General features: G+C 38.8%; 13 protein-coding genes. 6 read left to right on the top strand and 7 right to left on the bottom strand.

Annotated elements, in window-relative coordinates:
• Positions 1 to 9: 9 nt before the first annotated feature.
• Positions 10 to 675, bottom strand: a complete 666-nt coding sequence (locus tag V7K60_RS23160) for a phosphoribosyltransferase (protein ID WP_334928725.1) — start codon at positions 673 to 675, stop codon at positions 10 to 12.
• Positions 676 to 1,480: 805 nt separating this feature from the next.
• On the opposite strand from V7K60_RS23160, the gene V7K60_RS23155 reads away from it, so the two are divergent.
• A complete protein-coding gene (locus tag V7K60_RS23155) occupies positions 1,481 to 1,981 on the top strand; it encodes a hypothetical protein (protein ID WP_334928723.1) in 501 nt (166 codons plus the stop codon).
• 925 nt (positions 1,982 to 2,906) lie between these two features.
• On the opposite strand, the gene V7K60_RS23150 is transcribed toward V7K60_RS23155, so the two are convergent.
• On the bottom strand, positions 2,907 to 3,698 hold the full coding sequence (locus tag V7K60_RS23150) for an ion transporter (RefSeq protein ID WP_334928721.1): 792 nt from the start codon (positions 3,696 to 3,698) through the stop codon (positions 2,907 to 2,909).
• A gap of 88 nt (positions 3,699 to 3,786) precedes the next feature.
• Here V7K60_RS23150 and V7K60_RS23145 point away from each other — a divergent pair, with 88 nt between their 5' ends.
• Entirely contained in the window at positions 3,787 to 4,212 is a 426-nt protein-coding gene (locus V7K60_RS23145) for a nucleoside deaminase (RefSeq protein WP_334929393.1), read from the top strand.
• Between the two features lie 14 nt (positions 4,213 to 4,226).
• Here V7K60_RS23145 and V7K60_RS23140 read toward each other — a convergent pair whose 3' ends face one another.
• The gene (locus V7K60_RS23140; protein WP_334928719.1) at positions 4,227 to 4,889 is read right to left on the bottom strand and encodes a response regulator transcription factor; all 663 of its coding nucleotides are present in this window, start codon (positions 4,887 to 4,889) and stop codon (positions 4,227 to 4,229) included.
• Positions 4,889 to 6,154, bottom strand: coding sequence for a sensor histidine kinase (locus tag V7K60_RS23135; RefSeq protein WP_334928717.1), 1,266 nt, complete (start codon positions 6,152 to 6,154; stop codon positions 4,889 to 4,891). The genes V7K60_RS23140 and V7K60_RS23135 overlap by 1 nt, the downstream gene beginning before the upstream one ends.
• Positions 6,155 to 6,494: 340 nt before the next feature.
• On the opposite strand from V7K60_RS23135, the gene V7K60_RS23130 reads away from it, so the two are divergent.
• The gene (locus V7K60_RS23130) at positions 6,495 to 7,013 is read left to right on the top strand and encodes a Spy/CpxP family protein refolding chaperone (protein ID WP_334929391.1); all 519 of its coding nucleotides are present in this window, start codon (positions 6,495 to 6,497) and stop codon (positions 7,011 to 7,013) included.
• A 7-nt stretch (positions 7,014 to 7,020) separates the two neighbouring features.
• On the opposite strand, the gene V7K60_RS23125 is transcribed toward V7K60_RS23130, so the two are convergent.
• A complete protein-coding gene (locus tag V7K60_RS23125; RefSeq protein ID WP_334928715.1) occupies positions 7,021 to 7,233 on the bottom strand; it encodes a hypothetical protein in 213 nt (70 codons plus the stop codon).
• A 152-nt stretch (positions 7,234 to 7,385) separates the two neighbouring features.
• Between V7K60_RS23125 and sipA the strand changes: the two genes are divergently transcribed.
• Together sipA and V7K60_RS23115 are read left to right on the top strand one after the other, a co-directional pair.
• On the top strand, positions 7,386 to 7,628 hold the full coding sequence (gene sipA / locus V7K60_RS23120; RefSeq protein ID WP_334817366.1) for a regulatory protein SipA: 243 nt from the start codon (positions 7,386 to 7,388) through the stop codon (positions 7,626 to 7,628).
• A 57-nt stretch (positions 7,629 to 7,685) separates the two neighbouring features.
• Complete coding sequence (locus tag V7K60_RS23115) at positions 7,686 to 8,243, top strand: peroxiredoxin (protein ID WP_334929389.1); 558 nt, start codon at positions 7,686 to 7,688, stop codon at positions 8,241 to 8,243.
• A 178-nt stretch (positions 8,244 to 8,421) separates the two neighbouring features.
• On the opposite strand, the gene modA is transcribed toward V7K60_RS23115, so the two are convergent.
• On the bottom strand, positions 8,422 to 9,231 hold the full coding sequence (gene modA / locus V7K60_RS23110) for a molybdate ABC transporter substrate-binding protein (RefSeq protein WP_334928713.1): 810 nt from the start codon (positions 9,229 to 9,231) through the stop codon (positions 8,422 to 8,424).
• 94 nt (positions 9,232 to 9,325) lie between these two features.
• Between modA and V7K60_RS23105 the strand changes: the two genes are divergently transcribed.
• On the top strand, positions 9,326 to 9,769 hold the full coding sequence (locus tag V7K60_RS23105; RefSeq protein ID WP_334928711.1) for a TOBE domain-containing protein: 444 nt from the start codon (positions 9,326 to 9,328) through the stop codon (positions 9,767 to 9,769).
• Positions 9,770 to 9,975: 206 nt separating this feature from the next.
• Here the strand turns inward: V7K60_RS23105 and V7K60_RS23100 are convergent, their stop codons facing one another.
• Positions 9,976 to 10,944 carry a TauD/TfdA dioxygenase family protein gene (locus V7K60_RS23100; protein ID WP_334928709.1) on the bottom strand — a complete coding sequence of 323 codons (969 nt, stop codon included), beginning with the start codon at positions 10,942 to 10,944 and terminating at the stop codon, positions 9,976 to 9,978.
• Positions 10,945 to 11,821 lie beyond the last annotated feature (877 nt).

Below are 11,821 nucleotides of genomic sequence, written 5' to 3'. Positions count from 1 at the left end.
AACCTTTATCTACATACCAAGAGGTATTGCTTCAGCGTTATTTGCCGCTTTTGCAAGTAAGTCGTGGACTTCTTCATCGGTAGTTTGAGGAAAGCTTTCGTACCAAAGACCAACGCTCTGGAAAGGGCTGGGTTTGGAGATGCAAACGATTTCGTCTACCTCAGTTTCTAACTCTTGGCAAGTTTCAGGTGCAGCTACAGGCACAGCAATCACAATCTGAGCAGGTTGCTGTTTTCGCACAGTTACAACAGCAGCCCACATGGTTGCACCCGTGGCTAAACCATCATCTACCAAGATGACTGTACGTCCTTGTAAATCTCTTAAAGAGCGATTTCTCCGATAAAGCCGTTCTCGCCGCTCTAACTCCCGTTCTTCTTGCGCCGCCACTCTGGCAATTACTTCATCGGATATCTTCACCAGGCTGATAATATATTTATTGACTATCCGCACACCACCAGAAGCGATCGCTCCCATCGCTAGTTCTTCTTGATCAGGCACACCCAATTTACGTACCACTAAAACATCTAAGGGAGCATTTAACGTTTTGGCAACTTCAAAAGCAACGGGTACACCACCCCTTGGTAGCCCTAATACCAGAACATCTGGGTTGTTAGCATAAGCGGTTAACTCTTTAGCCAAAACTTGACCTGCAAACCTCCGATCTTTAAATAGCATGGTGTGATATTCCTAATTGGTTTCCAAAAAATCAAATAAATATTTACATACGTTTGTTATTGGCTATCAACCTCAAACAATGGGGCAATTGAGCAAATTCCAAAATTGTTGTTATAGTTCAAGATGTTCTGAATCGATCTTAGAAAGCTAAATATTCCCTGTCCTCCACTAACGGAGCGACATTTTTTATCTACAGTTCTATCAAACGGATGAGTTAGCTTTAATGCAATAAGATTTCTGCATCTGGCGCTGAGACTATTTTACGACTCCACACTCAATATCCGTCCCCAAATGACTTGTTGAGAAGACACGTGACGCGGTGAACTCTCGCTATCGGGGGTTTACTGCTGTAAGTAACTGGTGTTAGCGTGAAGCAAAGTTATAGTACGACCACAAAAGAAGGGTGACATGGAAAACCTAATGTTTAAGTAGGGGTGCATTTGAAAACTGCTATAAGTTTTGCCACTTGCTAATATTTACTGTTAGACTTTTACTGGTCATTTTTTTTACTGTATGTCAAGAACAAATTACTTAATTGCTAGCAGATGCAAAAATCTCTGAAAATCCAGTGATAATTCAATTGTTAATTCTTTGCGTGTCCCCTGTAACTGAGGTTATGTTGATATTATCTTTACATTATCCCTAAATTGTGAATATGAGATAATGCACCATCTGCTTGTTCGTTATATAATGCTTAAATATTACAGACAAAAGTCATCAAATTTACCCAATTAACACTTTAGAATAAAAATTAATAGGGTAGAATCACTGAATATGTTTGAAAATCAAAAGAAGGGTGTTTTTAATGATCGGCTTAACTAATTCAGAAAACGGCATTAGCAGCACAGCAGCCACTAAGAGACTGGCAAGGGCGATGATGGTTGCTGGTGGAGAGTTCTCGCTATTATTGGCGTGTTGTAACTGTGTTCAAAGGCAACAGAAAGTGCTGAATTTGTTAACAGAATTTTCATCAGCAGATATCCACGAAATTTTGCTCTCACCTACGGTTGACAAGTTATACACAGCTATTACAAGTGAAATTGGTACTATTCAACCTGAAGCTTTGATGGTAAGGGGCTTAGAATCTGTAGTGGCAATTAACCAACTGATTATTAGTACCAATATCATGCGAGATGAGTTTCGGAAACAGTTTCAGTTCCCCTTGGTGTTGTGGGTGAATGATGAAATTCTGCGTAAGCTAGTCTGGCTAGCACCCGATTTCAAAGACTGGGCGGCTACTACTATTAGATTTGATGTATCGAATAATCAGTTAATTGAATCTGAACAACAACCCATCAGCGCCTAATATTGCCTGAAATTACTTTCAAAATCTTATATACGCTAGGTTGAGCCGAGTAAAACCGAAGCTGATGTTCTGTCACATTCTTTTCTAAAATTACTTTTATTGAACCCTCCCTTACCAAAGTGAGATAAAAATCCTTGGAAGCTATTTTCCAAATTAGAAGATGGTATGGGTGTCGGGTGTGTTATCGCCTTATTACACGTTATCCTCAAAAAAGTGTAGAAATTAAGCTGCGATCGCCAGGTTTGTTTGAATCGTATAATTAAAGTCTTGAATTTGTTAAGCTAAAATTTTAATCGTTGCCGACTTAGTATGCTCATCTTCAATCCTAAAAGAGCAACGTTCTGGTGAGATTATTGCTTCTCATTGCATAAATATACCTCAATACCCACCCTTGTCCCTGAGTTGGGGGTTGTCCTTATTGATGGAGAGTCTTGGACTTGGAAATGTCGCTCATCCATCCAGGTTACAGCGTTAAAAGGGGATATGGAATATGAAGATAATTTTTTTACATTACATCAATAGTCATTGTCAGCCACACAAATCCCTTTACATTTAATATTATTCGTAGCAGTGCGCTGACAATGAGAACATAAAACTTTTTCCTTTTCTATTTCTTGATTTATCTTTATACTAGTGCTTGCTGTGAGAGAGTCTTTTTCGGTCTGGTGTTTTACAGTCATAAAAATAGAAAGATTTTTTATTTTGCGATTTACATTTTACGAAGAAAGGCAATTTTTACTGGAGGCGATCGCGCTATTCTTCCTCTGTCAATTATTCTACTTCAACAGCACTAACTGTAATTGTTATTGAACCGGGGTTTTCCTTAAGGGAGATATCCTATAGGAGTGAAAAAGAATATAGAGCCATAGCAGTGCTACATCTCTTTGAGGATTGTGGATAACGCATATTTAATTTCACCAGATGTCTAATCAATCCTGCGACTAGGTAACTTAGTCCCGCACCTCTGACAAAACCCAGCATTTACATTATGAAAAGCTAAACCACAACCTGAACAAACTATTTCTACCTGATTAGCAGTTTTTACCACTTGCTTAATTAAATCTCCTACTTGCCAAGGAATCAATGCAATTCCGGTAAAAATCATCAATACTGTTAGCAAGCGTCCTAATTCCGAAATTGGAATAACATCGCCAAATCCTACAGTTGTCATTGTGACAACAGAGAAGTAGAATGCATCCAAAAATGTAGCGTAATTTTCAGGATTAACCGGATGCTCCACTTGATAAATTAAGCCAGAATAAATAAAAACAATTGCAAATAGCGTAAATAATATTCGCGCAAAAATCATTCCATCTTCACTGCTGATACTAGCGAATAAAAACTTTCTATCTATAAATCTAATTAATCGTAAAATCCGAAACCATCGTAATAGGCGGATAAAGCTAATATCCACCATACCTAGAAAAAATGGCAGAATCGCCATTAAGTCAATAATCGAATAAAAGCTAAAAATATACTTAATTTTGTTTTCTGCACTCCACAGGCGGAGTAAATATTCCACAGCGAAGATGATGACGATCGCAGTATCAGCTACATTTAACTTAAACCGCATATAATCAGGAATATTATATGTTTCTGCCACAAAAATTCCTGATGATATTAGCACCAAAGAGGCGAGTGTTAAATTAATCGCTTTCCCTATTGGTGTTTCTAGGTCTTCTAAGTAAAATTCTGTTTCTTGTCTGCTCAGTAACATATTCGACCATTAATACATCTTAATTCCCAGTTATAACATTAGAAATACGATATTATTAACCATTATCCTTATGTTAACCTCAGCTTATATGAACCCAGAATATTTTATGCGTTTAGCATTGGCAGAAGCAAAAAAAGGCGATGCACCCTACGGTGCAGTGATTGTTAAAGATAACGAAGTCGTTGCCGTAGCTCATAATACTGTGAGTAGAGACAACGATCCATCAGCCCATGCAGAAATCAATGTTGTTCGTAGTTTAACAGCTAAACTGAAAAACCCCTCTTTAGAAGGTTATAGCATATATGCAACTGGCGAACCTTGTCCGATGTGTGCAACTGCTTGTGTTTGGAGTGGTTTATCAGAAATTGTATATGGTGCTTCAATTCAAGATTTAATTACTGTAAATCAATCACAAATTAGTATATCTTGCGAAGAAGTAATCGATAAGTCATTTAGGAAAATCAAAGTCACAAAAGACGTTTTAAAAAATGAATGTTTGGAATTATTTAAATAATAATTACGAATTATTTAACTTGGCTCATTAAAATAAGATAAATATGTATTTGCCCAAATCGCAGCTTGAGTGCGATCGCGCAAATTTAATCTGTTTAAAATATTCGTAACATGATTTTTCACCGTCCCCTCAGAAATGTAGAGTTCCTGAGCAATTTCTCGGTTACTAGCGCCTGTAGCAATTAACCGCAAAACCTCTTTTTCTCTAGGAGTAAGTTCAGTTAAACTAGATGGTACAGGCGGGGAATGAGTTGGTGCAACATGAGAAAATTGAGTCAACAGCTTTTTAACTATACCTGGGCCTAATTGCGTATATCCTTTATGAACGGCACGAATAGCAACAGCTAATTCTTCTGATGGTGTATCTTTCAATAAATAACCCATAGCCCCATTCTTTAAAGCTGCTGACACATATTCATCATCATCAAAAGTCGTTAGTACTAAAATCTTCGTTTTGGCAAAACGTTTTTGAATCTCCTGCGTGGCTGCAACTCCATCCATAATCGGCATTCTGATATCTAGCAATATTACATCTGGCTGAAATTGTGCAACAAAATTAATTGCCTGTTCACCGTTTTCTGCTTCTCCAACTATTTCTAAATCTGGTTCTAATTCCAATAATGCTCTTAATCCTTGACGAATTAAACTTTGGTCATCTACCAGCAATACTTTAATCATTATGTTAACCTTGTTAATGGAATATTAACTGTAATTTTGCAACCAGAGCCAAGAGTGCTATTAATATTAAACTTACCTCCAAGTGCTAAAGTGCGATCGCGCATACTATGAAGTCCAAAACCAGTAGTATTTTGCCCGACATCAAAACCTTTCCCATTATCCTGAATTATCAATTGCAAATTGCCTTTAGTCGTAGTGAGTTCCAATTTTACCTCTGTTGCATACGCATATTTAGATATATTAGTTAAAGATTCTTGAGTAATCCGGTAAATAGCAGTATTTATTTCAGGTGGTAGAGAATATTCCAGGTTAATTTGATAAATTGGTAATATCCCATTAAAGCGATGAAAATTTTTTGAAATACTAGCGATCGCATCTTCTAAAGATTGTTCTTGTAAGGGATTAGAACGCATAGTAGAAACAGATTGACGAACATCCTTTAGCGCCTTTGAACCTAATTCCTTTGCAGTTGCAAGAAATGTTTCAGCCTTACCTGGGTTAGATTGCCATAGTTTTAAAGCAGTTTCTAATTGTAGATTTAAAGCAGTCAGAGAGTGTCCTAATGAATCATGAATTTCACGAGCAATGCGGTTACGTTCTTCTAAGGTAGCTTGATTTTCAATTTGCATGGCATATTGACGGAGTTTTTCGTTAGCAAGAGCTAGCTTTTCTCGACTTTGCCGTTCAGACAAAACTGCATTCATCATCAACAATACAAAAACCAAACTTAAGCCAAATACTAGCGACGAATTCAAAATCAAAAATCGATATCGCTCTTGTGCCTGCGGCGATGCTTGAAAATTGAATAACTGATATTTTATTTGTGTAGTAATTAAATATAAGGCAAATGACAAAGCTGTAACGAATAAACGCCCATTTAACTGAAAAATCAGACAACTACGAGTCACTAAAATTATATAGAGAAAGGGAAAAAGCCGAGCAAATCTTTCCCCAAAAAGTCCAATTATTAAAATTAATAGAATTTCAATGGCTGTATATATTACCTTAGTTATCTGGTTATTTCTGGGTAATCTTAAGCCCATTAACGCAAAAATAATCAGACTACAAATTGATAGTTCTGGCAATATGCTACAAACTGACAAGTCTGGAAATGCACTGCAAATTGATAGTTCTGGAGGCTTGGGACGAAAACGCCGTAACGGAGGTGGTATAACAGCTGTCAATGCGGTAATCGCCAGTAATGTCCACTCCAGATAAAGCAGAGACGGAAAAGGATGTTTCTTAATTTGAATTGGACGACTCATTAGTCGCGTTGCTCCAGTTAGAAGTGATGAGTTAGGAATTAGAAGTTAATAATTCTAAAGATTTGAGCAGATGCTTTCACTGCTTAAATTTTTTGCTGAGTGAGAAATCAAAAATAAATTCAAAGAACAAACCTGTTAGGTAATCAGCTAGATAATGATTTCTAAAATTATCATAATCAAAATTTTCATAATTTATAACTTCCAACTTCTAACTCTTAACTATCTATTGTCAATCATGACTAAAGTCATGGGTAGAACCATGACTTTCTCCTCATGTAACTACTGAAGATAAGTTCTTATGATGGTGGCATCCAACCAGGAAAAACCCACCAGACAAGTAATGAAACTCAAAGCATTATCGCTAGTTGCTTCCGCCATCGCTCTCACTTTAACTGCAACCTCCTTTGCTGTTCACGCTCAAACAGCCTCTCCTTCACCCGTGTTACTTGCACAAACTCCACAAAAAGAAAGAGGCCCTTGGAAAGATTTAGGTCTAACAGATGCCCAAAAAGCCCAAATTCAGACGATTCGCCGCGATAGCCGCAGCAAATTTGAAGCAGTTTTGACCCCAGAACAAAAAGCAAAATTAGAGGCAGCGAAACAAGCACATCGGGCTGAGTGGCAAGCGCGTAAGGCTCAGGGGCAAACAGGTCAAGGTCAACGGCAACCCGGTCAACGTCGAGGAAAGGGTGGTTTTGCTGACTTAAATCTAACTGAAGCACAAAAAACTCAAATGCGACAAATCCGCGAGTCTGAGAAACAACAGATTCAAGCAGTCTTAACCCCGGAACAGCGTCAAAAATTAGAGCAATTCCGTCAAAATGCTCCTTCACGCCGTCAACAAGGCAATCCTCAATAGTCATTTTTCAAAAAAGAATAATTCTGGGGTGGGCAGTGCCGCTCATCTCAATCCCAAAATAGATTATGATGCAACCCTTTGCCGCTTCCCCAGATCCCGCTCCTCGTCTGTAACAGGTTTTAGATGTACTCGATCGCATCGCTGAAGCGCAGGGGTGAGATTGGCAACCAGAATTACCTTGGCACTTACCTTTGACTGATGTCCAGGTATTGTTTTCCATAGTTAAAAATTAATAGACTTCTTGCAGAAGATGCGGAAAGGGGAAAAACTTTATCCCCTTTCCCTTTCCCTCTTTATTCCCCTGCCCAATTTAGTAGACTTTCAAGCTAGTTTTGAGTTATGAGTTAATTCAAAACTCCTAGCTTGATTAAGATGTCCAAAGAATTCGCAATTGGTAGTAAAGTCCGTGTTGTGGCGCTACCAGCCTACGTCAAAACTGCTGAACCTATGCCCATGCTGCGCCCTCCCAATGTAATTCACATTGGCGAAGAAGGTATAGTCATTGACCGCAGACCCGGTGGATATTGGGGTATTCGCTTTACTAGGGGGGTGTTTCTGCTAGATAGTCAATATATCGAAAGCACAGATACCCCTCCTGAATCTCACTTAGAATAAGATTTTTTGCAACCAAGAATTGTAAACTTGTGTAAAGTTGTGATTCTGGTTTACACCATGATTTCCCGCCGCACTTTTTTAAGCATATTATTTGCCAGCTGTATTTCTGTCATCAGCTGGCTGAATTTTACCCCTGTTGCTAATGCTCTTGGTGGTAAACTTCCGGCAATTAATCAACCCGCACCTGAGTTTACTTTGCTAACCAACACAGGTGATGGCAAAATTTCCCTCTCTGACTTGCGCGGTAAATGGCTAGTTTTGTACTTTTATCCTAAAGACTTTACCTCTGGTTGTACTATAGAGGCTCGTCGTTTTCAGCAAGACTTACCCCAATACCTCAAAAAAAACGCTCAGATTATTGGTGTTAGTGCTGATGACATTGATTCCCACGCCAAATTTTGTGATTCAGAGGGCCTAAAATTCCCCCTGTTGGCTGACACTGATGGTTCAGTGAGCAAAGCTTACGGTTCGTGGCTCGGCTTTTTATCTATGCGCCACAGTTTTATCATCGATCCTCAAGGTGTCTTGCGCGAGACTTTTGTCAAAGTCAACCCAACTATTCACAGTTCAGAAGTGCTGGCACGATTAGAAAAATTACAGTCCACAGCTTCTTAAATGATTAGCCTAAGTTAGGGATTTGTCTCCTTGGCTTAGGCTAACAATAATCAAGCGGTTAATTCAAAATTAGCTACTGAAAGAACTTACATACATCTAAATTCTCCCCCTCAAAGGCTATTCATTACTTGGATCTTTCTTAAAATTTGTGAGAGCGATCGCTAAAGAAATAGAGTGATTATTTTTTATTTTCTTCGGGCACAATAAATCCATATTTTCTGAGTACAGTTTTGACTTCACTGCCAGATAGAAACTGGACAAATTCCTTGGCAGCAGAAGGATTTTTACTGCTTTTAATTATTGCTACCGGATAGACAATTGGGGAATGAAATTTATCATCAGCAGCAACTACGACTTTTACCTTGTTGGAAATTTTGGCATCAGTGGCATAAACTAAACCTGCTTCGGCATTACCACTTTCTACTGCTGCTAAAACTTGACGCACATTGTTAGCAAAGACAAATTTCGACTTGAGGCGATCGTAAAGTTTCAATTTCTTCAAGACTTGCTCGCCATATTGACCGGCGGGTACGCTTCTGGGTTCACCGATCGCAATTTTTTTAATCTTACTATCTGTTAAATTGTAGAAGCTATTGATGCCAACAACATCCTGAGCCACAATCAAGACTAGACGGTTATTTGCCAGGTTAGTACGGCTACCTGGTAGCAATAGTCCTTTTTCTTCCAAGGCATCCACTTGCTTTTTGCCAGCAGAAATAAAGATATCTGCTGGCGCACCTTGCTCAATCTGTTGCTGCAAGGCACCAGAAGCCCCAAAGTTATAACTAATATTGATATTTGATTTACTTTGTTGGTACAAAGGCTTAATTTCTTCCAGTGCCTCTTTTAAGCTGGCAGCTGCAGATACAAGTATGCTGGTGTTCGACTGTGCTATTACAGGAGAAGGAGGAACCAACGGTAAACCAATTGCTAGCAGCAAGCCAGCGATCGCTATACCCAGGAAACCAAAAATTTGTCTTCTTTTCATAGAAAAGGCGTTTGAAGGGTTTCTTCCATAAAATTGATGCTAGGTAAAATAGTAGCAAAGATACCAACACATAACCAACTATATCAGTAAAAATATGCCTAGAAAAGAACAAGGGTGGGTAACATTCCAAACTTCAGAAGAGGAGCGAAAGATTTTGGAAGAGTTTTGTGGCCAGTCTCAGCGAACTAAAACCGAGATTCTCCGAGAACTGGTACGTGGTCTTAATCAACACTCTTCACCATCCAACTTGCTATCAACCATAAATGCAGATGAGAAAGATATCTACACTCAAATACCTGAGATAGAAATTAGTGTTCAAAAGAAACCACTCAAAGTTAGCTCTCGCAATATTCTCAAGGGTGTTGTTAAGCGAGTTGTTACTGGAGCCGTTAATAGTGAAGTAACGCTAGAGATTGTTCACAAAGTTGAGTTAACTTCAATTATTACCAGAGTATCGGTAGAAGAGTTGGATTTGTCTGAAGGGAAAGAAGCTTATGCTGTTATTAAGTCCAACGATATAGTTATCGCCAGAGAATAGGCTGTGGTGATGTCTCTGAACCATTGCTTGGGGTAGGTGCAGACATCACTATTTACTCAAAAGAAACAATCGAAATATTCTCATGAATCATTCAAAGTTGCTGTAAAAATTACTTAATGCTACACAAATAAATTTATATTTTGCTAAATACTTCAGTAGGTAAACTAGGCTACGAACAGCGCAGCCCTTGTTTACCACTCTGTAGCTTATGAAAGCGCTGGTACTGCTTCTAATTTCTCAGCTTTGTTCTTTAATACGGTTGGTAGTTCGCTGTTGAATGCCTCACCTTCAACCACTTGCGATCGGAAACCATCAGGCCCAACTGGAACATCGCCCGTGATGGTGGTGCGATAGAGGACGCGCTCGACTTCCAGATGATCCAAGTCTTGAGGAGCCAAATGGGAGGTGGCGCGGTTGTCCCAGAACGCAATGTCACCGTTATTCCAGCGGAAGCGGGTAGTGTAGGCGGGCTTGGTGATCTGGTTGAAGAACAACTCAAGCAGCAGATCGCTCTCTTGTCGTGATACGTCAATAATGTGCGAGGTAAAGCCAGGATTGACATACAATGCGCGTTCACCAGTCTCAGGATGAACCCTTACTACTGGGTGGATTGAAACCAGGGGATTGGCTGCGATGCGCTGGGCAATCTTGCTGTTGCTGGGGAAATTCAAACGCGCATTGAAGCGATGTTCGGCTTTTAATGTGTCTGCCAAGGCCCGTAGGGGTGCTGACAGACCCTCGTAGGCTGCAACTAGATTTGTCCATTGTGTGTCACCACCGAAGCTAGGGACATTAACCGCACGCAAAATTGACGCCGCAGGTGGGTTGACAACTGCTGTGACATCGGTGTGCCAACGGCTCTCGTAGCTGGAACGGCGCAGACCATTGCGCCGCTCATAACGGCTGCGGTCAATAGGCAGGATTTCTGAGAAGCCTTGAATCGGCTCATCTTCGTGGGGATGTGCGTAAGTCACTTCGCCGAAACGAGCTGTAAATGCAATCTGTGCTGCATGATCGATGTTTTGACCGCGAAAGAACACGACTTTCCACTTCAATAGTGCTTGACGAATTTCTTTGACTGCATCATCATCCAAAGGACGCGACAGGTCTACGCCGCTGATTTCGGCACCGATGAAACCTGCTACCTGTCTGACTTCAATGTGTTTGTTGCTCATGTCAATTCTCCATAATTTGATCGATAGGGCGGTGTTCGCAAGCAATCGCAATTTAAATTATCATACTATAAACCGATAGATTTGCCGTAGTATTTACTTACGGTATTTTAGACTGCTGAAACAACGGTCGATTTAGTCCAAGCAAGGGCAAGTTAAAATTCGCAACACAGATTAAGAAGCTAGCTACGTAATTAAATGGGTATAGAGCAAGCACTAAATTTTTGCTGCAAATGCCTTTTTTGGAACTTACAACGATTCTACAATAGTGCTACTCACAGACGTATTTTTAATACTTTTATATAAACTTTATAAAATCTTTTTATTTGTAATACTAGTATTTTCTTGATTGATTAATTTCTACTATAGAATGAAAAAAATTATATTTACTATAAATATAGTTTTGCCCAAAGCTGCAAAATAAATACTGGTTAAAAGGAAAATAATACCTTGTATTTATTTTTTATTTGTAAATTTTATAAATAAATCCTAGTTTTAATCTCCTCTCCTATTTGAAGATACTAATTTTGTTTTTTCATTAGCACCAGGCTAATAAAAAATTATGATTTGCCTTTTTATCAAGTTGATTAAGCCTTTGAGAAGATTAAAAAATATATGAAAAAGCAATTATCACAAAAATGGACTATTTCTAAATATTGGTTACGTTTTTTAATTATTATACTATTAGTAATAGGCATATTTTTTCGCTTCGTCAATATTGACAAAAAAATTTATTGGGGTAATGAAGTTTTGTCATCATTACGTATATCTGGCTATATGCAGTCAGAAATGAAAAAGCAATGAAGTAATGGTCGTTTGATTGGCATAGAAGATTTACATAAATACCAGTATCCTAATTCTGAAAAAAATGTAATTGATA

This window comes from Nostoc sp. (assembly GCF_036917555.1).
GTDB lineage: Bacteria > Cyanobacteriota > Cyanobacteriia > Cyanobacteriales > Nostocaceae > Nostoc.
The sequence above is the reverse complement of the archived record's forward strand: the minus strand, read 5'-3'. Positions and strand labels throughout refer to the sequence as shown.

What these genes read in the sequence shown, in the direction of transcription:
- V7K60_RS23105 (WP_334928711.1), top strand. Translation starts at nt 9,326, where the DNA reads ATGCCTAGAAAAGAACAAGGGTGGGTAACATTCCAAACTTCAGAAGAG.
- V7K60_RS23155 (WP_334928723.1), top strand. Translation starts at nt 1,481, where the DNA reads ATGATCGGCTTAACTAATTCAGAAAACGGCATTAGCAGCACAGCAGCC.
- modA (WP_334928713.1), bottom strand. Translation starts at nt 9,231, where the DNA reads ATGAAAAGAAGACAAATTTTTGGTTTCCTGGGTATAGCGATCGCTGGC.
- V7K60_RS23145 (WP_334929393.1), top strand. Translation starts at nt 3,787, where the DNA reads ATGAACCCAGAATATTTTATGCGTTTAGCATTGGCAGAAGCAAAAAAA.
- V7K60_RS23150 (WP_334928721.1), bottom strand. Translation starts at nt 3,698, where the DNA reads ATGTTACTGAGCAGACAAGAAACAGAATTTTACTTAGAAGACCTAGAA.
- V7K60_RS23130 (WP_334929391.1), top strand. Translation starts at nt 6,495, where the DNA reads ATGAAACTCAAAGCATTATCGCTAGTTGCTTCCGCCATCGCTCTCACT.
- V7K60_RS23100 (WP_334928709.1), bottom strand. Translation starts at nt 10,944, where the DNA reads ATGAGCAACAAACACATTGAAGTCAGACAGGTAGCAGGTTTCATCGGT.
- V7K60_RS23140 (WP_334928719.1), bottom strand. Translation starts at nt 4,889, where the DNA reads ATGATTAAAGTATTGCTGGTAGATGACCAAAGTTTAATTCGTCAAGGA.
- V7K60_RS23135 (WP_334928717.1), bottom strand. Translation starts at nt 6,154, where the DNA reads ATGAGTCGTCCAATTCAAATTAAGAAACATCCTTTTCCGTCTCTGCTT.
- sipA (WP_334817366.1), top strand. Translation starts at nt 7,386, where the DNA reads ATGTCCAAAGAATTCGCAATTGGTAGTAAAGTCCGTGTTGTGGCGCTA.
- V7K60_RS23160 (WP_334928725.1), bottom strand. Translation starts at nt 675, where the DNA reads ATGCTATTTAAAGATCGGAGGTTTGCAGGTCAAGTTTTGGCTAAAGAG.
- V7K60_RS23125 (WP_334928715.1), bottom strand. Translation starts at nt 7,233, where the DNA reads ATGGAAAACAATACCTGGACATCAGTCAAAGGTAAGTGCCAAGGTAAT.
- V7K60_RS23115 (WP_334929389.1), top strand. Translation starts at nt 7,686, where the DNA reads ATGATTTCCCGCCGCACTTTTTTAAGCATATTATTTGCCAGCTGTATT.